The organism is Paenibacillus wynnii (assembly GCF_030812855.1).
GTDB lineage: Bacteria > Bacillota > Bacilli > Paenibacillales > Paenibacillaceae > Paenibacillus_AQ > Paenibacillus_AQ wynnii_A.
The window spans coordinates 92,444-113,881 of sequence record NZ_JAUSTK010000010.1; the positions used below are offsets into that span (position 1 = coordinate 92,444).

At 44.7% G+C, this 21,438-nt stretch carries 24 protein-coding genes; 13 read left to right on the top strand and 11 right to left on the bottom strand.

What is annotated here, in order from left to right:
• Positions 1-442 precede the first annotated feature (442 nt).
• The gene (locus J2T20_RS12305) at positions 443-1,135 is read right to left on the bottom strand and encodes a DUF4386 domain-containing protein (RefSeq protein ID WP_307588695.1); all 693 of its coding nucleotides are present in this window, start codon (positions 1,133-1,135) and stop codon (positions 443-445) included.
• Positions 1,136-1,164: 29 nt separating this feature from the next.
• Entirely contained in the window at positions 1,165-1,680 is a 516-nt protein-coding gene (locus J2T20_RS12310; RefSeq protein ID WP_307588697.1) for a hypothetical protein, read from the bottom strand.
• Positions 1,681-1,895: 215 nt separating this feature from the next.
• Between J2T20_RS12310 and J2T20_RS12315 the strand changes: the two genes are divergently transcribed.
• The gene (locus J2T20_RS12315; protein WP_307588699.1) at positions 1,896-2,900 is read left to right on the top strand and encodes an AraC family transcriptional regulator; all 1,005 of its coding nucleotides are present in this window, start codon (positions 1,896-1,898) and stop codon (positions 2,898-2,900) included.
• Between the two features lie 121 nt (positions 2,901-3,021).
• Positions 3,022-3,960 (top strand): NAD-dependent epimerase/dehydratase family protein, encoded by a 939-nt coding sequence (locus J2T20_RS12320; protein WP_307588786.1) that lies wholly within the window; start codon positions 3,022-3,024, stop codon positions 3,958-3,960.
• Between the two features lie 100 nt (positions 3,961-4,060).
• On the opposite strand, the gene J2T20_RS12325 is transcribed toward J2T20_RS12320, so the two are convergent.
• A complete protein-coding gene (locus J2T20_RS12325; RefSeq protein ID WP_307588788.1) occupies positions 4,061-4,714 on the bottom strand; it encodes a M48 family metallopeptidase in 654 nt (217 codons plus the stop codon).
• Between the two features lie 189 nt (positions 4,715-4,903).
• Between J2T20_RS12325 and J2T20_RS12330 the strand changes: the two genes are divergently transcribed.
• The 3 genes from J2T20_RS12330 (at position 4,904) to J2T20_RS12340 (ending at position 6,467) form a co-directional block, all read left to right on the top strand.
• On the top strand, positions 4,904-5,209 hold the full coding sequence (locus J2T20_RS12330; protein WP_307588702.1) for a hypothetical protein: 306 nt from the start codon (positions 4,904-4,906) through the stop codon (positions 5,207-5,209).
• Positions 5,169-5,774: a GerAB/ArcD/ProY family transporter gene (locus J2T20_RS12335; protein WP_307588704.1), complete on the top strand. Its 606-nt coding sequence runs from the start codon at positions 5,169-5,171 to the stop codon at positions 5,772-5,774. The genes J2T20_RS12330 and J2T20_RS12335 overlap by 41 nt, the downstream gene beginning before the upstream one ends.
• 66 nt (positions 5,775-5,840) lie before the next feature.
• On the top strand, positions 5,841-6,467 hold the full coding sequence (locus J2T20_RS12340) for a LysE family translocator (protein WP_307588706.1): 627 nt from the start codon (positions 5,841-5,843) through the stop codon (positions 6,465-6,467).
• A 59-nt stretch (positions 6,468-6,526) separates the two neighbouring features.
• Here the strand turns inward: J2T20_RS12340 and J2T20_RS12345 are convergent, their stop codons facing one another.
• The 4 genes from J2T20_RS12345 to J2T20_RS12360 form a co-directional block, all read right to left on the bottom strand.
• Positions 6,527-6,913: an iron chaperone gene (locus tag J2T20_RS12345; protein ID WP_307588708.1), complete on the bottom strand. Its 387-nt coding sequence runs from the start codon at positions 6,911-6,913 to the stop codon at positions 6,527-6,529.
• A gap of 14 nt (positions 6,914-6,927) precedes the next feature.
• Positions 6,928-7,584 (bottom strand): bacillithiol biosynthesis deacetylase BshB2, encoded by a 657-nt coding sequence (bshB2, locus tag J2T20_RS12350; RefSeq protein ID WP_307588790.1) that lies wholly within the window; start codon positions 7,582-7,584, stop codon positions 6,928-6,930.
• Positions 7,585-7,607: 23 nt separating this feature from the next.
• A complete protein-coding gene (locus tag J2T20_RS12355; protein ID WP_307588710.1) occupies positions 7,608-7,952 on the bottom strand; it encodes a YojF family protein in 345 nt (114 codons plus the stop codon).
• 124 nt (positions 7,953-8,076) lie between these two features.
• The gene (locus tag J2T20_RS12360; RefSeq protein WP_307588711.1) at positions 8,077-8,481 is read right to left on the bottom strand and encodes an S-layer homology domain-containing protein; all 405 of its coding nucleotides are present in this window, start codon (positions 8,479-8,481) and stop codon (positions 8,077-8,079) included.
• Between the two features lie 88 nt (positions 8,482-8,569).
• Here J2T20_RS12360 and J2T20_RS12365 point away from each other — a divergent pair, with 88 nt between their 5' ends.
• The 7 genes from J2T20_RS12365 (at position 8,570) to J2T20_RS12395 (ending at position 15,489) form a co-directional block, all read left to right on the top strand.
• On the top strand, positions 8,570-10,084 hold the full coding sequence (locus tag J2T20_RS12365; protein ID WP_307588712.1) for a spore germination protein: 1,515 nt from the start codon (positions 8,570-8,572) through the stop codon (positions 10,082-10,084).
• A gap of 5 nt (positions 10,085-10,089) precedes the next feature.
• Entirely contained in the window at positions 10,090-11,250 is a 1,161-nt protein-coding gene (locus J2T20_RS12370) for a Ger(x)C family spore germination protein (protein ID WP_307588713.1), read from the top strand.
• A 27-nt stretch (positions 11,251-11,277) separates the two neighbouring features.
• Positions 11,278-11,517, top strand: coding sequence for a hypothetical protein (locus tag J2T20_RS12375; protein ID WP_307588715.1), 240 nt, complete (start codon positions 11,278-11,280; stop codon positions 11,515-11,517).
• Between the two features lie 10 nt (positions 11,518-11,527).
• The gene (locus tag J2T20_RS12380) at positions 11,528-12,622 is read left to right on the top strand and encodes a GerAB/ArcD/ProY family transporter (RefSeq protein ID WP_307588717.1); all 1,095 of its coding nucleotides are present in this window, start codon (positions 11,528-11,530) and stop codon (positions 12,620-12,622) included.
• A 90-nt stretch (positions 12,623-12,712) separates the two neighbouring features.
• Positions 12,713-14,356: a GMC oxidoreductase gene (locus tag J2T20_RS12385; RefSeq protein WP_307588719.1), complete on the top strand. Its 1,644-nt coding sequence runs from the start codon at positions 12,713-12,715 to the stop codon at positions 14,354-14,356.
• 23 nt (positions 14,357-14,379) lie between these two features.
• Complete coding sequence (locus J2T20_RS12390) at positions 14,380-15,165, top strand: sugar phosphate isomerase/epimerase family protein (protein ID WP_307588720.1); 786 nt, start codon at positions 14,380-14,382, stop codon at positions 15,163-15,165.
• Between the two features lie 78 nt (positions 15,166-15,243).
• The gene (locus tag J2T20_RS12395; protein WP_307588722.1) at positions 15,244-15,489 is read left to right on the top strand and encodes a hypothetical protein; all 246 of its coding nucleotides are present in this window, start codon (positions 15,244-15,246) and stop codon (positions 15,487-15,489) included.
• A 59-nt stretch (positions 15,490-15,548) separates the two neighbouring features.
• Here J2T20_RS12395 and J2T20_RS12400 read toward each other — a convergent pair whose 3' ends face one another.
• From J2T20_RS12400 to J2T20_RS12415, 4 genes are all read right to left on the bottom strand, one after another.
• Complete coding sequence (locus J2T20_RS12400; RefSeq protein ID WP_307588724.1) at positions 15,549-16,268, bottom strand: PIG-L family deacetylase; 720 nt, start codon at positions 16,266-16,268, stop codon at positions 15,549-15,551.
• The gene (locus tag J2T20_RS12405) at positions 16,265-16,576 is read right to left on the bottom strand and encodes a DUF1806 family protein (protein ID WP_307588726.1); all 312 of its coding nucleotides are present in this window, start codon (positions 16,574-16,576) and stop codon (positions 16,265-16,267) included. The genes J2T20_RS12400 and J2T20_RS12405 overlap by 4 nt, the downstream gene beginning before the upstream one ends.
• Positions 16,577-17,096: 520 nt before the next feature.
• On the bottom strand, positions 17,097-18,245 hold the full coding sequence (locus J2T20_RS12410) for an RNA-guided endonuclease InsQ/TnpB family protein (protein ID WP_307588728.1): 1,149 nt from the start codon (positions 18,243-18,245) through the stop codon (positions 17,097-17,099).
• 115 nt (positions 18,246-18,360) lie between these two features.
• The gene (locus J2T20_RS12415; protein WP_307588730.1) at positions 18,361-20,415 is read right to left on the bottom strand and encodes a GH36-type glycosyl hydrolase domain-containing protein; all 2,055 of its coding nucleotides are present in this window, start codon (positions 20,413-20,415) and stop codon (positions 18,361-18,363) included.
• A 260-nt stretch (positions 20,416-20,675) separates the two neighbouring features.
• Here J2T20_RS12415 and J2T20_RS12420 point away from each other — a divergent pair, with 260 nt between their 5' ends.
• Positions 20,676-20,999 (top strand): LysM peptidoglycan-binding domain-containing protein, encoded by a 324-nt coding sequence (locus J2T20_RS12420; RefSeq protein ID WP_307588732.1) that lies wholly within the window; start codon positions 20,676-20,678, stop codon positions 20,997-20,999.
• The last annotated feature ends 439 nt before the right edge of the window (positions 21,000-21,438 follow it).

The following is a 21,438-nucleotide window of genomic DNA, read 5'->3' on the forward strand; positions in this document are numbered from 1 at the left end:
AATCATATAATTCTGGCTCAACACTAAAATCAGTTCTTGACAGGTGACGAGAAAGACAGAAATCCGTTACGCCCAATAGAGGAATTTTCTCCCTCTATTTCTGCTCACGGTACCCCGTTTGGGCAATTAGAGGAAATTTCGCCCGCTAATTTTGAGGATATACCTCTTTGGGACGTTATGGGTAAGATTATAGGGGTATTTTCCCTTTAATCTCATATTCATGGCGTTTCGGTCGGTATTAGCAGGCATTTTCCCCTCTAATTCACCGAAGGACGGGTCCGCAACCCGGATTCGCTACCTGTAAGACGTAGTTGCCCCAAACCCGGTGAAACATCAGGCGAAGTTAAATCGAAATCGTTCCCGGCACAGTGACGTAAACAGAAAATCAAGCACTGATTTCGAGAAAGAGCCATAATTCTTAGTACATTTTATATATGTTTATTTACTTTTTTCGTATGAGAGTGAATCCCAGTGCGATCATCCAAAGGAGCCACAGTGTGCTGCCAATTGGAGCTGCCCATCCGATTACAGGGAATGTTGGTATGACTGTGGCAAATAATTCAGTTTGTCCTAAGAGATAAATCAAAGAAGAGATGATTCCGAACCAACCGATGAAGGGATTAAGGGTTTTTGATTTGAGAAAATGGTGGCAAACAATCAACGTCCATATAATAGAGAATAGTTGGCCCAGATGCTCTCCAAGAATTACTCCACCGTATTGGTGAACCACCTGAAATAGAATAGAAACGGTCTCTTGGGACGTGTCAGGATGTTCAGCATAATAGTTAGATAGCACCGGCACAACGAAAACCCATCTTAATAATCCTACAATCTGTGTTATCCCTCCAATGATCATAAAGGTTGTTGCTACTTTTACATTTTGGTATTCTTCCCCAATGATCTTTCTTAAAAAAATGGCAGCCCAAAGAAGTGGCAGTCCAGCTAGTGAAAACACCCACCAAACTAGGATTAACAAAGTTCCTCCGTCATGAAAACTTGTTAAAATATGATCTACGGGCATTCTTAAAATATCAGGATAATCAAAAATATAAATAAGCGTAATGTACGGAATAAAGAGTAATAAAGATCCTAATATAAACAATTGACCTGCTTGACGGTGCAAATTAGTTTTCATTTATACAACTTCCCTTCTTCTGGACAATTCTAAATTTTGACACGGTGTATATAACGTAGGACCAAATAAGTAAGTATCGTAAATACTATGGCACCTGAAGCCCCAAAAACGGCCCATCCTTTACTTAGATCAATTCCGACTTCTTTAGTTGTAAACCAACCTAACGCCCAAAATATAGGAATCGCGATTATCCATACTCCGGAAAACCTAACATGCTGTTTAAGAAGGAACCATTGCATCATCCCAAGACAAAATCCTGTAATGCCCCCACGTAGAATTAATTCAGAACTATCGATGCCCGTTCCGATAATTACCGTTCCAAGATATAGACCGAGCGCAACTCCAACCCCACTATTTAGTATCCACCAATAAGAAAGGGGGATTGCTTTCCGCAACACAAACCACTGGGCAGCACCAACAACCAACCCAACAATAAGGCCCGAAAGAGCAGATGAACGTACATCCATAACTGAACCAACTATAAGATAAGAAATGAGACCCCCTAAAGGGAACCCAAAGAAAGTTAACATCCATTTATAAACCATAAGAAACTACCTCCAATTTTAAGATGTCATTAATGAATACAAGGGGCACGCATTAAAACTGTGATATACTGCTTCTAACTTCAATACTCCCTCCAATATTTCGCCTCTAACTTGGTATAAGCATATAGCAATACAATAAAGTCCATTATAATCAAACATGCAATAAAGCTAACAAAATACGCACAAATACATATAAGTTAAGGAGTGAACTCGAGATGCATCAGATGTCTGTGATGTTAGGTATACCTATTGTCCATTCCATAGAAAGTAGAGGTCACTCCATCGTATCTTTGTATAAAGACCTTCAAATCCATGAGGATCTTATGACTAATCCAGACAACTATATTGATTCGGACAAATATGACCGTTTGTTGGAAAGTGCAGCTCATATTTGTAAAGATCCATATTTCGGCTTACTTTTAGGTTCGGGATTTTCATTAGACAACTTGGGTTTGATTGGATATATCTTGCTCAATTCCAACACACTGAAACAAGCGTTCGAAAATTACCAACGTTATAATATCCTCTTATGTAGTGGGGTCGTTTATGATCTACAGATTATTAATGGTGAGGCTAAATTTAGCTTTTGGGTAAGTGATTCTTCAAGAAATCCAACCTACCATCTTATGGATTCAATCCTCTCTTCGACTTATAAAATTATTCAAAAGCTAACGGGTGATCCCCTTCCACTAAATATGGTTCTATTTACACACAATGCTCCCTCAGATATACAGCCATACGCCAATCTTTTTGGCACGAAGCTTGTTTTCAATCAAAAGGAAAATGCACTTATATTCGATGCAAAAATACTAGATTTGCCTGTCTTGTATCGTAATCAACAACTGTTAGAAATCGTGGAGAACCATGCCATTCAGATGATACGTGCTTTGAAATTGGAACAGACCTTCTCAGAAATTGTTAGCCTTGCTATTATCAAAAGGTTCGATGGGTCTATCCCTAGAATCCAAGACATCGCTAGAGGTCTAGGATTTAGCGTCCGCTCCATTCAGCTTCAATTGAAAAAAGATAATACTACGTTCAAGGATTTACTCACCCTTATTCGAAAAAACATGGCGGAAAGGTATTTAAAAGACCCTTCATTTTCGATCAGTGATATTTCATATGCTCTTGGATTTTCAGAACCCGTATCCTTCCATCTCGCCTTTAAGAAGTGGACAGGGCAAACGCCAGGGGGTTACCGGAAACAAAACATCGGATAATACTAAGGTTTGCACCTTTCATTAATTCCTTTGCGCTTTTGATAATCGCCGTAGTCTCCATCCTTTTATATGATAATCTCATGGATTCTTAATATAAGAGGGAGTTGGAGAACTAGTGGAAATGGTTAATCAGAAGGAGTTACATGTCATCTTCGGGACAGGACCTTTAGGAAAATGGACCATGCGGGAACTGCTTAAACTAAATAAAAAAGTGCGTCTTGTTAATCGATCAGGTAATAAAAAAGGCTTTCCAGACGAAGTGGAAGTGGTTGCTGGAAATGCATTTGATACAAAGAAAGTAGTCGAACTAACGAAAGGTGCTACAGCAGTTTATCAATGCGCACAGCCCGCTTATCACGATTGGGTAAAATCTTTTCTATCCATGCAGCAATCCATTGTTGAAGGAACTGCAGCTAATGAAGCTCGTTTAATTGTTGCAGAAAATTTATATATGTATGGCATGCCAACTAACGTACCGTTTATTGAAACTACAACTTATAATGCACATACCCGTAAGGGGCAAGTACGTCAGGACATGACCGAAGCCCTTGAACTTGCACACAATGCAGGGAAGCTGTCTATAGCCCGCGTTCGTGGGTCAGACTTCTGGGGTCCAGACGACTTTTCAGCAACTCCATTCATATTCGGTTCAGCATTAACCGGTAAGCGCGCATCTATTTTAGGAAACAAGCATAAACCCCATACGTTTACCTATGCTCCTGACTTTGGCAAAGCGTTAGCGATAGCCGGTACAAACGATATTGCTCTAGGGCAAATTTGGCATGTTCCAAGCAATCCCCCGATCACACAAATCCAACTTATGAATTTGATTGCTGCTGAACTGGATATACACGTAAAAACTAGAGTAGCCAGCACACGGCTCATTCGCTTGCTTGGACTGTTTAACCCCGTTATGCGTGAGATGGTTGAAATGATGTATCAATGGAATCATCCGTTTGTAATGGATAGCAGTAAATTCGAAAAGACATTTGGTATGAAAGCCACTTCTGTTAACGAAGCTATAAATAACACATTAAGTTGGTATAGAGAACATATGTGACAACAAAGTTAAAACCGGATAAGTAGCTATAAAATAAAAGCCTGGGAGAAAATCTCCCAGGCTTATTTTTCCGTCTTCAGTTGAAGGTTTGACTCCCCTTTTACAGCGTCATAGACTGCCCATACCTCGCTAGATAATCCTGCTTCTCTTTGTAATCCGGCATAATACTTCCGACACGTCTCCAAAAGGACCGATCATGATTCATATGAAGCAGATGACAGAGTTCATGGATGATCACATAATCTATAACCTCAATGGGAGCCATGGCTAGACGGTAATTAAAGGTCAGCTTTTTATCCGAGCTGCAGCTCCCCCACTTAGTTCTAGACTCTACGATGTCAATCGTTTTGGGTTTTACTCTCAGTTCTGTTTGATATCTAGTTATTCGTTCTCCCACAATCTTCTTGCAGCTTGCGAAATAGAATTTTTTGAGATTTTTCTTAAGCTCTTCTTCCATTAACTCACCAGTCTCTATTAATTCGTGCAAAAAATACTCTTTTCCAAGATGAAGGAATTTGCCCTCCTCTTGATACTCCCTGGTCTTAGGAATTTCTTGGGCCTTTGCAATGGCTTGTAATTTCTCCATGATCAACTTACCATGCTGTTCCATAGCGCTTATGATAATCTCTTCACTTGTATCTTTGGGAGCTTTAACTGTTATGTGCCCAATCGAATCTATATGAAGTGATATCTTCTTTCTCTTCCCATATTGAACATTGAACTCTATGATGTTATTTTCAAATTCGATTTTCATACCCACCATCGTTTCTATAAGCATTCTCATTCTTCGTCATTTTCTTTCCCCATTTTAACACAACATTCAGTCTGTTTTTGCTTTGATTATGTTTGCCTTGCAGTGTCTGAATAATAATTCTAACGAATAGATATTAGTATGCGGAATTATACCATCTGCAAAATCTGATTATAAAAGGGGAGAAACCTCATGCATCCGGCTCAAACCTATGCCGTAACCGTCGATGTACATATTCTTGAGACGTTTCGGGCGCTTGTCGAAGCGATCATTCCGAATACGCCGGCGCTTTCCGTTTACGGGGCAGAGTCATCGGCAGGTGCCGTTGACTTGTGTATTCACGAGTATATGATCTGGGAATTGGATCACAATCTTTCGCTGGTACTAGGATTCTATTTGACCGTTATTCCACTATCTGCGTCTACCGCCACGTTGCTCAATGCAGGTGCCGTGCAATATGTCGCCTCGGGACAGGCGCAGTGTGCTCCTAACTGCTAGCGAAATAGCGGGAATACTAGGCGGTGCGCTGGCCCCCGCGTCTTACCTCGGCCATTCCGTAGAATATCTCATGTTCGCGTCATTTATGAGTCAGCCGCGCAAAGGAGCGCCTTACGCGTTCGGAGCGGCCATGACCGCGGCTTTCTTTGTACTGATGACCACAATGATGATCATCTTCACCATAGGTGTCAATCTTTCCACTAAGTTGTGGTACCCTTTTTTCGAAATGACCAAAAAAATCTCACTGTTCGGTTTTATAGATAATTTCGACGCGATTCCGGTCGTGATATGGATCACCAGCGTGTTCGTCAAGTTGTCCGTACTTCTCTTCCTGATGAGCTATGGAACCGCACAATTCTTGCATGTTCGTAAGTGGAGGATCATGATCTGGTTCATTGCCCCGGTTATTTTTGTTTTTGCGTTAATTCCCCAAGATGTTACGGAGGCGACAGGGCATTATTTGAACCATTACTGGGTGCCGGTCGTGCTTCCTGTCAACATGCTCGGTCTTCCCCTGCTCTTGCTTATCGCCGGAAAATGGAGACAAAGAAATAAACCAGCTTAGCCCAACCACACTCTTTTTAGTTGAAACTCCGATTGATTTCTCTTATGTTTATATGGGGTGAGCTATATGCTTGTAAACGGGTTTAAATTTGGGATTCTGCTGCAATTTGCAGTAGACCCCGTGTGTCTATACATATTTCAAACAGCATCATTGCAGGGATTTGCCGCAGCAGAGGCAGGGGCACTCGGTGTGGGACTTATCGACGGGCTTTATATTCTGGCCGCCATTCTTGGAATGACTTCGATAATTCAACAAATGAATATCAACCAAGGCTTGAAAATATTTGGCGCTGCCACTTTGTTTATTTTCGGATTGAACATGATTATTGGCTTGTTCGATAAGAGTCTTCTGCCCAGCTTAAACATTGCGGACTTATCTGGCATAAACAATGCTTTTGTGTACGCACTGATACTGACAGCTTCCAGCCCCCTTACGATCCTTTTTTGGGCGGGCGTATTCTCCACAAAGATTGCCCAAGAACATTTAGATCGGAAGCAAATTTACTTATTCGGCTTAGGCGCCTTATTGTCTACTATACTCTTTTTGACTCTAATCGCCTTCATTGGCAGCTTGACTCAAGCGTTCGTTACACCGTTAATAATTCAGGTAATGAATCTTGCAGTAGGCCTTATATTCATCTATTTTGCCATCAAAATGATTATGAAAAAAACGGCGACTGAAAAAACGCATTGAAGCACGATAAAAAGACGCTTTGGCAGGAGCACAAGACGTCTTCTTATTATGAGATGAGATTATTTCTTCTTTTTTATTTTTTCTTCCGCCTTCTTAATATTCTCAGCCACTCTAAACTTAACAATCTTGCTTATTAATTCATAAGGCAGCGGCTTTCCGATAGGAAACTGTACAGATCCCTTTGCCCCTTTATATTCCGATAATTCCTCTTTAAAAGCCTCGATTCCTCTAGGCGCTGGATAAAATCCGATATGATTCTTAAAGGCCGCGAAATGCACCAGATTGCCATTCAGCTCAAAGGTAGGCATCTGATAGCTTATCTTCTCTTTTGCATCCGGTGCAGAGTCCTGAATAACTTTTCTTAACGTCTTTAGGATCTCCTGAACCTCCGGAGTAAATTGCGCAATGTAATCGTCGATGGAATTGAAAGTTATTTTATCGTCCACGCTTGTTTCTTCCTTCACTTAAATGAATAAGTCCAGAAACGTTCTGTTCCAAAACGATCTTGAATTTCTCTTGGTTTTAATTTTTTGCTTCCTAATAATTCAGCCGCTTGGAACTGGGAGCGGTGTGCCTCAATGGATGACATCTTTTGCTTCAGAAAGTCTCTGACATTATTGATAATATCCGGATTCCCGATCGATTGCTCCAGATTCTTGGCAAAAGCTATGCAGTGTACTAGAGGTCTTTCTTTCTCGGATAGCCTTCCTACCGTTCGAATGACGGCAGCTCCACAGGCATCATGATCGGGATGAACGCTGTAACCAGGGTAGAAGGTAATAACTAACGACGGGCGAAGCTCTTGAAGAAGAGCATCAATCCGTTCATCCAGCAGTTCTTGCAGCTCGAATTCAATTGTTTTATCATGAAAGCCTAGCATTCTTAGATCTTGTATTCCAATAGCGCGGCAGGAGGCTTCCAGCTCCTTCTTGCGTATTTCCGGAAGGGTTACCCGATTAGCAAACGGCGGGATCCCCATATTCCGGCCCATTTCTCCCAAGGTTAGGCATGCATAGGTGACTTTGGCTCCATTCTGCACATGCATAGCAAGTGTACCTGAGACTCCGAAGGCCTCGTCATCTGGATGCGGCAGCACAACAAGAATATTATTCTCCACTAAAGTCTTCATCTCCTCTTCCATTAGAAGGGCTCCCGGCTTAATTGCAAAGATACGATCAGTTTGCCCTGACTGTCATGTCCTGCCATGATCAATCGGCTAGTCTCAGTCTCTTCAAAGTGAGTCAGCCCCTCCGAATACACCCATCCCTGCTGCATTTTTAGTCCGACCCGGTAAGGTCCGTTCCCGGAAATCGATCCGTGGGAATATCGAATTCTAGCATTGGTAATGAACGTTGCGGCTGGATGCTTGGAACTATCTAAATGGGACGCGTAGGCTCCCGTGGTCATTTCAAGATGAATATAAAGATCCTGATCTTTTAGTATGTCGATCCTATATAGAATTTCCGATTGTTTAATAAGCTGCAATTCCATCCCCCCAAATCACATTTCTCATAAAGTATACCCTTCAAATCTTAGTAACTCAAATGGAAGAGAACAATAAGGAGCCAAGCTCAAGCTGGATTTCAGCAGGTGCCTGGCTCCTCTATTGTTACTTGTTCTTTTGGACCAGCATATTCAGCAGGACCGTTACAGCCTCAGCCCTTGTTGCAGGGTCTTGAGGAACGAATTGGTTATTGCTTTTTCCTTGAACGATGCCCGCTTGCTTTACAAAAGCAATGCCGCCTTTCGCCCACACCGGAATATCATTGTCATCAGCGAAACCGGTCGAAGTATTGGCCTCTATAGACTGACCTAGAGCTTTAGCGATGATTACGGCCATCTCTGCGCGTGTAAGTTCTGCATCCGGACGGAAGGTGCCATCCTCATATCCTTTTATAAAACCTGATTGTACCGCTTGTGCTACTGCTGCACTCGCCCATGCTCCGATTTTCGCCGAATCATTCTTTCCGCCTCTGGTTTTCGTTCCCTTTCTATATGATGTATAAATTACCATTCCAGGAGAATAATAAAAACTACCGATTTAACAGAAGCCTATCGTTCAATCGGAAATCGGATCACCATGACAAGGGGAATTCATGGATATGGCATTAACACAAACGGAAGGCAGTGCAACACACCCCATAGCGACCAAATTGGCGGACAATCAGGAGCAGCTAAAGGAAACATTCTCAAACTGCAGCGATATGGCGTACTTGCCGTGGAATTACGGACCAGGCCTTGAGCATGAGGCGCTATCCGTTTATTTTCGCACACTGATTCAAAACAAGCAGTTAAATTATATGAAGGAATCACTGCAGGATCTCGTCATGCATGAGATCGGGCCGGCAACGGCAGTCTCTCCCGAAGATGTCATACAATTTTTCGAAAATAATGGAGTATCCGCTCAGTCGGCACAAGTGCTGGACACCTTCGATTCCGCCGTGCAGCACGTCTTGGAAGGGTATATCGTCATCTTTTTCGATTGTTGGAACAAAGCGCTCGCTTACAACGCCTTAGGCTTGGAGTCGCGGCAAATCAGCGAACCCGTTACAGAGCCGGTAGTGCAAGGGCCCCATAACAGTACTGTTGAGGAGCTTGCTAAAAACATCGGCTTATTAAGGACGCTGCTCAAGTCCCCTCGGTTCAAATTCGAACAGTTTACGGCCGGGGAAGAGAGCCGGAGAGACATCGCTTATGGTTATTTGGATGGTGCCGTAAATCCCGAAACGTTAGCGGAATTCAAGCGGAAAATTTCCGCCATCGATAAAGAAGAAATAATGGAAACGTCCTATTTGGAGGAGTGGATCAGCGGGTATGCTTACTCTCCGTTCCCCCTGGTCCGTTATACAGAACGGCCGGATACCGCAGTTGCCGCATTGCTGGACGGGAAAATCATTGCAATGGTAAGCGGCACACCAACGGTACTCATCTGTCCAGGTCTCTTTTTCGAGTTTCTTTCGTCAAGCGAAGACTATTACCAAAAACCAGTTTTTTCGTCGCTAGTCCGCATTTTAAGGGTATTCTCCTTTCTCATCTCTCTATTACTTCCGAGCACCTATATCGCCTTATCGACTTTTCACTCCGAGCTGATACCGACGGTCCTGCTGCTGGCGATTCTCGATTCGAGAGAAGGAATTCCATTCCCTGCTTTTGTTGAAGCGTTAATTATGGAATTTTTCTTTGAAGTGCTGCGCGAAGCGGGCATTCGGCTTCCCCGTCCGGTTGGTTCCGCTGTAAGCATAGTCGGAGCGCTTGTCATCGGCCAAGCGGCGATACAAGCCAAAATCGCATCGCCTGTTATGATCATTGTTGTCGCCTTGACCGGCATAGCCTCCTTCGCGCTTCCTCAATACAACATGGCGACCGGCATCCGCGTATTAAGGTTTCCATATATGATTCTCGCGGCGTCGTTCGGGGGGCTCGGTATTATGTTCGGCTTCCTGCTAACCCTCCTGCATCTGTCTTGCCTTCGCCCGCTGGGCCAGCCTTACCTCAGTCCGGGAGCGCCGCTTGATATTAAGCAGTTCAGGGACATCATCATTGCCGTTCCGCGGAAAATACTGCTGCATTCGCCGCGCAACCGGCATCTTCATCGAATGACTAGAGAAAGGAAATAAGCGCTATGCGAATTCGACCTGCGGCCTCCTTCTTGCCCCTGCTTCTTTGTCTTCTCATAACTGGCTGCTGGGACAAGGGAGAATTGAGCGAATTCGGCTATGTCCAGGCTATTGCGATCGACAAGAACGATGAAGGAGCAATAGAGCTTACAACTCACTTCTATACGCCTTCAAGCGGCGGAGAAATGTCGGGATCTTCTAAAGAAGGATCAAAAGGATTTAGTATTAGCACGTCCGCCGATACCGTCTTCGAGGCCATTCGGGATATTCCGATTCATCTCGGGCGCAAAGCAAGGTGGGATCATATTCGCGTTATTCTTATCGGAGAAGAAATCACGAAGGAACAAAGTATCGCAGATGTGCTTGAGTTTTTCTCCAGAGACCAGGAACCTCGCGGCACCGTCTATATACTCATCGCTTCAGGCGAAGCTAGCCCGTTTTTAAATGTAAAACCGTTTATCGAAAACACAATCGCTCAACAATTAAGAGAGATCCAAGAGGCTACCGTGAGATATTCGGGCAAAACCGAAAAACTTTCCATGATTAACCTGGCCATACAATTGAAAAGCGAGACAGGCGTCACGGTCGTCCCCCGCATCCAAAGCGGCACTTCCAGCAAGAGCGCGGTAATTGCCGGAGTTTACCTGCTGCAGGACGGTAAAATGAAAACCACGCTGCTGTCAAAGGAGACGGAGAGCCTGCTTATGCTTCGCAATGAATATCAGGGCGGAATTATCGAATATCCCTGCACTGAACAATCGGGGGATAAGAAGAAGAAGGAGGCGTTCGAAGTGATCAACTTGCACACGAAACTGCGCACTTCCATCATCAACGAAGAGGTGACCGTTCACGTAGACACCAAAGTTGAAGGTTCGATTGGCGAATTGCACTGTTCATCCTTAAAAAATAGTGAGGATGAAACGCGGCTTAAGAACACCATCGAACAACAAATCGAACAAGATATGCAAGACACGCTTGCACGGCTGCAACAAAACCGAATCGATGCGCTCGGTATAGGCAATCAAATTTACCGTAAAAACCATACCCTCTGGAAAAAGTGGAAGCCCACTTGGGGTGAGCGTTTCTCGAATGTCCGCTTCGAGATCAAAATCGACGTTACAGACATGAATTCAGGACTGAACGCAGCCTCTCCTATTACCAAATAGAGAAAATTGATTGGAGGAGGATGCCGCATGGCCGGGAAAATAGTTTATATGTTTCTTATTTACGCTGCCGTGCTCGCCTACGACCTTCCGGCATGGAGGCGGGCGAGCAAGAAGGGACGTCTCGTCTATAGCCTATTACTGGCGTTTTCGGCCTATCTTTGCATTATTTATGCAGCCGATCTTGTCTGGCCGAATGTTGACCAGCTCTTTCATCTGTTGTTCGCGGAGCCGTCCAAGCTCTTTATTAAGTCGCTAAAAGGTTTGTAGGGAGGATATCATGAATAACAAGGAGAGCATCAGCTCTTTCCAACTGTCGATGCTGTTCTTGGCGTATATAACAGGTTCAGCTGTAATTATCATCCCCTCTCCGCTTGCGGCCGCAGCCGGTAACGGCGCCTGGATCTCCGAGCTCCTCGCGCTGTGCAGCGGCGTAATCGTCTTGGCCTGCATCCTCTATTTGTATCGACACTTACCGGGCCCTACCTATATCGAGTTCAGCAAACAGCTGTTTGGGAAATGGCTGGGCTGGACGATTGCGCTTCCGGCCCTATTGCTCCTTTTCCTGCAGCTGAGCAACATCGTTATTGACATCGGAGATTTTTTCAAAAGCACAATGATGAAACAAACGCCTGCACCCATCTTTCATTTCATGTTTATTATTCTGTCTGCCTTAACCGCCCGCGCAGGCATCGAAGTGATGGCCAGAATGTTCGTCTTGCTGCTATTCTCTATGTTTGGCTCCATCATACTCGTTTGGATAATGGTGTCGCCCTACTATCACCTTGAATATTTATTTCCGATTATGCCGGATGGCATCGGGCCAATCCTTCATGGGGCTTACATCGCAAACGGATTTCCTTATGCGGAAATCGGCTTTTTTACCATGCTACTTCCTTATGTCCGCAAAAAAGACGATGCCCGGTACGGAAAATCCCTGTTTTGGGCATTGCTCGTCAACGGCATTACAATAGTCATCTCGGTCATTAGTGCGATTATGGTGACGGGTCCTCTGGCCGGCTTTTACAAATATACGTTGTATCAGCTTGCGCGATTGATCACTTTTCAAGAGATTGTGGAACGGGTGGAATCTGTCATAGGATTTTCATTAATCGTAGGCTCCTACATGAAGGCGAGCCTATCCTTGTATATCTTAAATGCCGTGGTGTCTCGGCTATTCAAAGTCAAGGACAACCGTTTTTTGTTATTCCCCCTGTCCATCATCTGCTTCCTGCTGTCGAATACGTTGTATACGACTGAACTTGAATTCGTGGAGGCCGTTAACGTCATTTGGCCTCTCGCGATTAATTGCCTGCTTATTTTGCCGCTTCTTGTGATGACCGCCATTGTTATGATAAAACAGAGTTTAAAATGACACTCTGACCGGCTTCTGAAGTTAAAATTGTTCTGACTCATAGCTTCCCCCTTGCCGCATATACATCTAGAAAGATGAATGAGGGAAAGGATGCGAACGATGAGGATTTATATTGCTGATCATACCGATAATCTCCGAACGGCAGCGCTTAAAAACAAGGTCGGGGTTGATGACCTGATCTTCCTAAATCCTCATATCACCGACCCTTTATCGAATATTGCGGGCCAACAGGTTAAGCTTCCGCCTCTCGAAGCCTTGCCGGATAAGCTCCCTTATGTCCCTCCATGCACCTTTCAGCTTATTAATCCGAAGGCCCGCGAGCAATGGATTCCTTTAACCTCGCTGGACGATATGCTGCACAAAGAATACGATGTGCTTATTGTCGGCACAGGGGCCGGAGGAGGCGCCGTTCTATGGCGTCTGATGCAGCAATTGGCAAACAGCGGAAAACGGATTGGCGTTCTCGAAAGAGGTGGACTGCTAATTCCAACGCATGCGCAAAATATCGAAACGATGAATCAGCGCCGGGTATTTGATTATTACGCCAGCACAGCTCATTTTATCGGCAATTATTTATCCGGCCAAACCTATGCCCTCGGGGGCAGAACCTTGTTCTGGTCCACAACCAGTCCGCGCATGCCTATCTCCGAAATTTTGCGTTGGCCCGTATCGCTCCCTGAGATGGAACAATATTACGCCCTCGCCGAAAATGCTTTGAGCGTCACTCAAAACTTCACGAAAGGCGCTCCTCTCATGCAAGTGCTGCTCAATCGGCTGCAGCGGAACGGTTATCCGGATGCCGCTCCTGAACCGCTCGCCGTTAATCTAGAACCGCCCAATAAATTCGGCGTCATGAACTCGAACCCGTTTTTCAGCTCTATTCATTTTTTGGCGCAGGCTCTGAACCGCCCTTATGACTTGGCGATCCATGCCCGAGCCGTTAAAGTGTTGACGGAAAAGAACAGCTGCGTCGGCATCGAGGTTATTTCTTCGGATAACAAAAAATACGTTTTAAACGCAAAAAACGTCGTTCTGTCGGCAGGCACATTCGGAAGCGCGCAAATCTTGTTGAATTCGGACATTTACGGAAGAGCCGTCGGCCATTATATGACCAACCACTCCAGGATGATAGGCTTCGGCCGTGTAAACCGCAACGAGTTTCCGGAAGTGCTCGGTCCGCTTCGCATTTTATTACCGGGACAGGTTGGCCGGTCTTATCAAATTCAAATTGTCGGGCCAGGCGATTATGCGTGGGTGCAATATGCCGAACAGCCATTGCAGGAAAATTGGAATTTAGTTTTAGGTGCGCTCGGCCAGGTTGAATCGCGTTATGACAATTACGTCTCACTTGATCCGGCCAAGCGGGATGAAGACGGCGTGCCGGAGCTTAACATTCACTTTTCGTATAGCGAACGGGACGAAGAGGTCATCCGGCAAATGGATGAAGGCGTAAAGAAAGCGGCAGCCGCGATGAATATCTCTCTGGTATCAGACATCGGTCCCGCCGTATGCCGGCTGCCTACCGGCTCGGATATCCATGAAATGGGCACCTGTCGAATGGGTGAAGATCCCTTAACTTCGGCAACTAACCGATTCGGACAGATTCATGGCGTCAACGGACTTTACGTGGCCGACAACAGCGTCATTCCGACGAGCGGCACAGCCAATCCGACATTGACGACCGTTGCCCTCGCTTTTCGCACGGCGGATGAAATTGCAAGGCATTTGAAATAAGCACAGCCGCGGGAGGGAAAGAAATGAAATTTATAAAATCCGGTGCGCATCTAAGGGAGCTGACCGCAATCCCTCCGGGGCTCCAGCTTTATACGCTCCGCAACGAACTGGAGAAGGATTACTTCGGGACGCTAAAAAAAGTGGCGGATATGGGCTACAAGCTGGTAGAGTTGTTCAGTTGGGGATATGCCGGAATTCCAGCCGATCGGATGAAAGCGGAGTTGCAACGTCTTGGTTTAAGAAGCGTGTCTGCTCACGTCTACCCGCTAACACTGGAAAACCTGCAGAGCCAGCTCGATTATGCCCAAACCCTCGGCATCCATTACATCGTGACCTACTTATTTAAGGAGAGTTATGCTGATGAGATGTCGCTTAAAGCGTCTATCGCTTCGCTACGAAAACTCGGTCTGGAAATCAAGCGCCGCGGCATGCAGCTTCTGTACCATCCCCACGCGGAAGAATTTGAAATACGGAACGGCAAAAGAATTATCGACCGCTTGCTTGCGGGTGTCGGCACCGATGTGATGCAGCTTGAGCTCGATATGTATTGGGCGAAGAAAGCGGGGCTGGATCCTTATTCCACCTTGCTCACTTATAGAGGCTTGTCACCTCTTATTCACGTGAAGGACATGGATGAGCGCGGGAGTTTTACGGAGGTCGGGCGAGGTACGATTGATTGGGCTCCTATTTTCAGCAGCTTCAATGAAGCAGGCGTAAACTATTATTTCGTTGAGCAGGACGAAAGCCCGCATCCGCTCCAAAGCATCAAAACAAGCCTCGATTACTTGAGATCGAGGCTTGTTGGATAGATATCCATTCGCAATTTTATTGGACCGTTACGGAAGCTTTAATCCGGTCCAGTGTGCCCTTAGGAATCGAGCGGGTTTATGCTATATCCCAAGGGGAAATATCAAAAACTGTACATTCAAGTAGCGGCTGTAGGTAAAGACATCGATACCTTCTTCGTTCAGGATCAGGATGATGTTAAGCTTAAGATTGATTCCATTGATGTAGCTGAAGGATTGAAGACATTCGAGATTGACATCAGCGGCGCTGATTCGCTCTTTGTTCATTCAGAATTGAAAGACGGCGGTAGCATATTCATTCCGCTGACGACATCCTACTACAAATAAGCAGTCCAAAAATAATACGGCAGGCTGACGAACGAAGCTCCTTCGCCGTCAGCTTGTTTTCATTTTACTAGAAATAAGTCGCTTCGTTGCTGTCCCACAACCTCTGGACTGCCTTTCAAAAAATACTCATAACTACCGAATCTAGCCAAAGCTTTCTGGTCTTCTTCCCATACCCACTCATCAATTTCAGTCTGACAACGATGATCCCGAAACGCAGCAAGCTTCGCCTCCAGATGGGCCTGGACATCAATTTCAACGACATCCTTCGGAGTATAACCGTACCTTTCCGGTTGCTTCATCATGTCGCCAAAGCTAATGAAATACAAAGACCCTTTATGTTCGGTTTGTTTAAAAGCGGCAGTTGTTGCTTTTCCGATAGCACAATGATCCGGGTGTCCACCCAATTTCTCGTGAAAGGTAAGGACAACGTCAGGATCCACTTCATGGATCATATCCGCAATGGAGCCAATTAGGCGGTTCTGGTCGACAAACTCCACTGTTTTATCACGGATATCAAAAAAAGTAAGGTGCCGGATGCCCAAAGTGTCACAGGCACGGCGCAGCTCCATTTCGCGAATGGCTGGCATCGTTTCTCGGTTGATGTAAGGTGGATTGCCCATCCGACGCCCCATTTCACCTCGTGTGGCGCTTACCAGTGTAATCTCGACACCTTCGCTTGCATATTTTGCAAGAGTGCCTCCGCAGATAAAAGTCTCGTCATCAGGGTGAGCAAAGACTGCCAGCAGTTTTTTCGATGGTGCTTTATGTAGTTCGTTCATTCCGGAAAAGGCTCCTTTCCTAAGTGAAGGGCGACATTCATTCGTCCCTTGTCATCATAACCGGCCAGCAGAAGACGGGCATTCCCCTCCCTCTCAGCATGCGTGAGTGCCTCCATCCGCAGCCAGCCGTGCCCATCGAATTGGAGTGCAACCCGATAGGAACCTTCTCCGGCGATAAAGGCAGCCGTTACTTTTACCTTGAAATTGCGAACGAAGACAAACGAAGTAGCCTCACTGTGAATATAGATTTCCTCACCAACGAAGCTCTGAAGTTCAGTCTCTACTTGGTTCCTGATTATTGGGTTCATCGCGTTCAACCTGCCTCTCTATGCTCTAATACTATGCAACGAAAAAAGCCGGTGGATATCGCATCCAGCCAACTCTTTTCGAGTCTATTTCTTCTAGGACGGAATTTTCACCAACACTGTATATTCAGCATCTGATTTCAAATCCTTAATGATCCCATCTTCAATATAATTCCCATTGACGTACACTTCTGCAGTTGTAACGCCAGAATCCCGCTTCATATCAATATGCAGTTCTGCGCCTCTAAATATACGTTTAACCTTAGCCTCTTGCCAATCCGAAGGAAGCTGCGGCTTGACTTGAAGTCCTTCCTTAGTCCCTTGTACTCCGAATAGGCCGTCAATCAGACAGCGGTATACCCACGGAACCGTGCCTGTAGTGAACCTCCCGCCACTTAAACCTATGGTTTAGAAGTGTGGGCTTCCTGGTTCAACGTTATTGCCTTTAGTATTCCTAAAGGTCTTACATAACTCCCCAGGCGTAAATTCGGACGGGACCTCGCCCTACGTATAATCAAACAAATTAGGAGGCTAAAGGAGATACTTGTTTTAGCCCTTCTTTTTCAATATTAATAGCTGCATTATGGTCACGGTCAAGAATAGTTCTGCACTTGGAACAGATGTGAGTGCGAACGGATAGTGATTTTTTGACCATATTGCCGCAGTTAGAGCATTTTTGAGAGGTGAAATGAGGTTTAACTTTAACCAGTAAACCACCGTTCTTTTCACATTTATAATTGAGGAAACTACGGAACATTCCCCAACCGGCATCTGCGATGGATTTTGCGAGATGCCGGTTTTTTATCATGTTCTTGATTTTAAGGTCTTCCACGCAAATAACGGAATAGGTTCGAGCAAGGTTGAAACTTTGTTTGTGAAGGAAATCTTTTCGTTGGTTTGCCACCTTCGTATGAATCTTTTGTACCTTCACCAGTTGTTTCTTCCAGTTTTTCGAGCCTTTTTTTCGTCTCGAGAGGCGACGTTGTTGACGTTTCAGTTTCTTTTCGGATTTACGTAAAAATTTTGGATTTTCGATTTCTTCGCCGTTCGAGAGAACCGCGAATTTCTTAATTCCAACATCAATACCTGTTGTTTTGCTTACATCCAATTCAGTATTCGAAACGTTCCGTTTCTCCACAGAAAAAATAACATACCAACGTGTTCCTTGGCGTTTAATGATACATTGTTTCACTTTTCCATCGAGTTTGCGATGCCAGTTTACTGAAATGAGCCCCAAACCAGAGATTTGGAGCAAACCTTTACAACCTAAAGACGCAGCGCGTCTAACGGTGCGTGTCTTGTTATATTTTTTATCGTGTTGTTTAGCCATGCCAAATTGAGTAAAAGTAAGCGAACAATAATCCTTCGAACTCTTGATTTTCGGATATTTCGCTTCTTTTTTGAAGAACTTTTCCAATGCTTTTTCAAGACGAAAAAAAACTTCTTGAAGAGGTTGAGAAGGCATCTCCTTTAGAAATGCATACTTCTTTTTATCTTCAACCTGCATTTTTTGCAGTTCTTGACGGGAAAGAATTTTCTTTGTTCCTTTATACCGGTTACTTTTATCTAACAACGCACTGTTGTAGGTTTGACGACACCATGCAAGCCATAAATTCAACATTTCTTGTTGTTCAATAGTTAGAAAAATCTCGTATTTATAATTAAGCAACATGTATTGCCACCTCCAGAACGTATGTTTGTAATCTAAGTATATCAAAATCATACATACTTTTTCCATTACTTTCTTTTATTTTTCCGTTCTGGAACAAAAAAAAGCCATTCATCCCCTACCTAGATGCTGCGCATTTTGAGGAAGGGGACTTCTGGATAAAGTTCGTTAAATAAATGACTGGAGAGTCCGGCCCCGGAAGCATCTTCCGAAGTAACCGATAAGCATTCTCCTTCTCTCCCACGGAGTAAAGGCCATAGATATAAAAGGCTGCAGCATGATTATACACGGCCCCGTTCTCAGCGGTTCCCGGATGTTTCTGCGTTACTCTGCCTACATCCTCCCGCATAGATGTGAAGGATGGCGCCAGCTTTTCAACACCGTACGGGGTTTCTAATTGTTCCTCAACCGCTTGGATCAGTTTCTGTTGTTTCTCTTCATCTGCAACTCCGCTCAGTAGTGCCCACCCTTGTGGATTAATGAATATCCGACCTTCTTGATCCTTACTAATACCAAAGACCACATTATCATCCGTTATTCCCCGTGCATACCAATCGCCGTCCCACAAATATTGATTGACTACGGCATTCGTTTCATCCGCCGCTAAGCGGAATTCCCCGCTTATATTCAGCCGATCACTCTTTTCGCATATATCCGCCCATATCATAAAAGCATACGCGGTTGCTATCGTCAGCCACCCGGAAACGCCTTTTCCCTTGTAGCCAACCATATTCATCGGGTCACACCAATCGCCTTGATTAATGAAATTCAAACCCCGCTCATCCCTATCCTTCATAAGCCAGTGCATCGCCCGATTGATATGTTCGAAGACAGATTCCAATTCCTCACTATCCGCAAAAGAAACCCTCTCGTCCAATATTGTAAAGTCGTTCGTCTCATCTAAGTAAGTGCTTAAGCAAATGGGCAGCCATACACAATGGTCCGTGTGAGGGACTTGATTAATGTATTTCAGCTCCGCATCTTTATGCAAAATAATCCCGTCCGGCATGGCTCCGCTAGCTTCTTGCTGGCTTAACGCCGTAAGAAAAGCAGCTCTGGCAACCTCCGGTTTAATATAGCTCATCCCCATATTGTCCTGCAGGTAGTTCCGGGTCTGAGGGTCTGTTGTAAGACGGTTCGTCTGTCCATGATAATACATCTGCCGCGGCAGCCAGTGATTCACAAAATTATCGAGATCCGCATCCGGTGTCTGAATTTCAATACAGCCTCTGCCTTCACTTACGTAATCAGCATATTCCTGTTCAGCTAGAGCAAAACCATCCTGACCTCCGGCATTCGTATCTCTGAAATATTGGCGGCGAATTTGATCGATCTCTTCCTCATCATGGGCCGGACCAAAGATAAACCGATAATCCCTCTCTTCACCCGGTTCCATTTCGCTTCTATATTGGAGGACAGCAACCGGCGATTCGTACCGCGACTCCCCTTTGGTCAATATTTCGCCTCGGATCGCTGACGGTGATGGAATACCGCCCTCTCCTTCAAAAGCTTCCTGATTCACTTCCCATGCGGAAGGCTCCTGATCTGCCAGCAAAAATGTTTTGTCTTTCAGGTTCTTGATTTTCTCATAATCCTGATACTTCTGATAAGGCGTAATCGCAGACCAAACAATCCCTTGTAAATCTTCCTTATACTCCCCGGATTGATTCATCCAAGACATATAACCTACCGTAAAATAAGGATAAATACTTAACTTCCGTTTCTTTGTTGAGAGATTCGTCACCTTCACCCACCAAAGCTCCATTGGATCATTTTTAGGCAAACTCAGACACATTTCTATTAAAAGTTCATTATGTTCAATCTTCCATACAATATTATGTTTTCCTACAGAGAACGTATACTTATCGGGAAGTACGCGAACAGGCTCATAAGGCGCTGAGAAAATCTCCCCACTCACTTCATCCTTCACATACACAAAACGGCCGGGATGATGGGCATAATAAGGCTGCTCCGGTTGCATAAAGGTCTTGGCTTCCAGATTCGGCGCATAAGAGTATTTTCCAGGCTCCGGCTGCATGAACTGCGCTACAGCATAGCCACGACAGTTCATATGAATCATCATCTTTTCATTCCATAAAAACCCTGAAGCCTTCGGAAGAATCGTCGGACTCGTCAGTTCATAATATTCATTATCTTCAGATGCTCTTATCATAATTGTGCCTCTCTTTCGGATGATCATAGTTTTGGTTCCGCTTCCATAAGTCGTTATCCCAAATTATACCTTGTTTCATGTAGTGTTGCATCTTTCACATAACGAACGAATAAACCATGAATCCAACCTACCTCGGGTAGGGCATCATGGTTATTTATCAATTATTTCAGCGGCCTCGAATATAGGCATTTGTACCTGACGATCCGCCTATTCTAGGCATATATATGGGGTAGGAAAGTTACTTTAGAGGAGATGTGTATATGAATCACATTGTTCAACCCGGCGACACCCTTTGGTCCATTGCTGCCCGTTACGGCGTTACCGTGGATGCGATATTGCGAGCAAACAATTTGACCAATCAAAATTATATTTATTTGGGCCAGAGCTTGATTATCCCCACACCTGGCGGATATCCGTTTCCGATACCGATTCCAGGCCCTGGCCCCTCACCGCAACCCGGTGCAGGCTTGGCCCAGCGTGTCGAGCGGTTGGAACGTCAATATAGAGTAATTGAGGCTGAATTGGATCGTCAAATTCAACGCATTAACAGGCTGGAGCAAAGGGTTAGACGCTTAGAGGATTAAAGGGGCACTACCAAAGTTCAGGCTGCTATCAAACGGGATTGATCCAAAAGCCATGAAATGGCTACTTGGGTCAATCCTTATTTTATTTGAGTAGGATTAACGTTTAGCTTGGTGAGGACGCTCCGCGAACGGACCGTTGTTTAAGTGGGGAATTTTTCTACAATTTTTTCTAAAATCACAAAAAAAACGCCATCTTTGAATCTGCCTATCCCGGCGGTGGCCGGGACAGCTCTAATAGAGGAATACCGTGAAAGAGCAGGCTAATTCTGAAATTATACTTACAAATGAAATAGCTACGCCAACCAACGGCGAACGTTTAGACTTCGAGCCGAGAGCAGCCATACGAAAATAATTAGGTGTTCATGTAGGACAACCGTGGGAAATAAAGTTTAGAGGGAAAATTTACCTATAAATCATAAATATAACCTTATAATCAACA

Bases quoted from the DNA above. Each gene is read 5' to 3' on its own strand.
- J2T20_RS12305 (WP_307588695.1), bottom strand. From the start codon at position 1,135: ATGAAAACTAATTTGCACCGTCAAGCAGGTCAATTGTTTATATTAGGA.
- J2T20_RS12310 (WP_307588697.1), bottom strand. From the start codon at position 1,680: ATGGTTTATAAATGGATGTTAACTTTCTTTGGGTTCCCTTTAGGGGGT.
- J2T20_RS12315 (WP_307588699.1), top strand. From the start codon at position 1,896: ATGCATCAGATGTCTGTGATGTTAGGTATACCTATTGTCCATTCCATA.
- J2T20_RS12320 (WP_307588786.1), top strand. From the start codon at position 3,022: ATGGTTAATCAGAAGGAGTTACATGTCATCTTCGGGACAGGACCTTTA.
- J2T20_RS12325 (WP_307588788.1), bottom strand. From the start codon at position 4,714: ATGAAAATCGAATTTGAAAATAACATCATAGAGTTCAATGTTCAATAT.
- J2T20_RS12330 (WP_307588702.1), top strand. From the start codon at position 4,904: ATGCATCCGGCTCAAACCTATGCCGTAACCGTCGATGTACATATTCTT.
- J2T20_RS12335 (WP_307588704.1), top strand. From the start codon at position 5,169: ATGTCGCCTCGGGACAGGCGCAGTGTGCTCCTAACTGCTAGCGAAATA.
- J2T20_RS12340 (WP_307588706.1), top strand. From the start codon at position 5,841: ATGCTTGTAAACGGGTTTAAATTTGGGATTCTGCTGCAATTTGCAGTA.
- J2T20_RS12360 (WP_307588711.1), bottom strand. From the start codon at position 8,481: ATGGTAATTTATACATCATATAGAAAGGGAACGAAAACCAGAGGCGGA.
- J2T20_RS12365 (WP_307588712.1), top strand. From the start codon at position 8,570: ATGGCATTAACACAAACGGAAGGCAGTGCAACACACCCCATAGCGACC.
- J2T20_RS12370 (WP_307588713.1), top strand. From the start codon at position 10,090: ATGCGAATTCGACCTGCGGCCTCCTTCTTGCCCCTGCTTCTTTGTCTT.
- J2T20_RS12375 (WP_307588715.1), top strand. From the start codon at position 11,278: ATGGCCGGGAAAATAGTTTATATGTTTCTTATTTACGCTGCCGTGCTC.
- J2T20_RS12380 (WP_307588717.1), top strand. From the start codon at position 11,528: ATGAATAACAAGGAGAGCATCAGCTCTTTCCAACTGTCGATGCTGTTC.
- J2T20_RS12385 (WP_307588719.1), top strand. From the start codon at position 12,713: ATGCGAACGATGAGGATTTATATTGCTGATCATACCGATAATCTCCGA.
- J2T20_RS12390 (WP_307588720.1), top strand. From the start codon at position 14,380: ATGAAATTTATAAAATCCGGTGCGCATCTAAGGGAGCTGACCGCAATC.
- J2T20_RS12395 (WP_307588722.1), top strand. From the start codon at position 15,244: ATGCTATATCCCAAGGGGAAATATCAAAAACTGTACATTCAAGTAGCG.
- J2T20_RS12400 (WP_307588724.1), bottom strand. From the start codon at position 16,268: ATGAACGAACTACATAAAGCACCATCGAAAAAACTGCTGGCAGTCTTT.
- J2T20_RS12405 (WP_307588726.1), bottom strand. From the start codon at position 16,576: ATGAACCCAATAATCAGGAACCAAGTAGAGACTGAACTTCAGAGCTTC.
- J2T20_RS12410 (WP_307588728.1), bottom strand. From the start codon at position 18,245: ATGTTGCTTAATTATAAATACGAGATTTTTCTAACTATTGAACAACAA.
- J2T20_RS12415 (WP_307588730.1), bottom strand. From the start codon at position 20,415: ATGATAAGAGCATCTGAAGATAATGAATATTATGAACTGACGAGTCCG.
- J2T20_RS12420 (WP_307588732.1), top strand. From the start codon at position 20,676: ATGAATCACATTGTTCAACCCGGCGACACCCTTTGGTCCATTGCTGCC.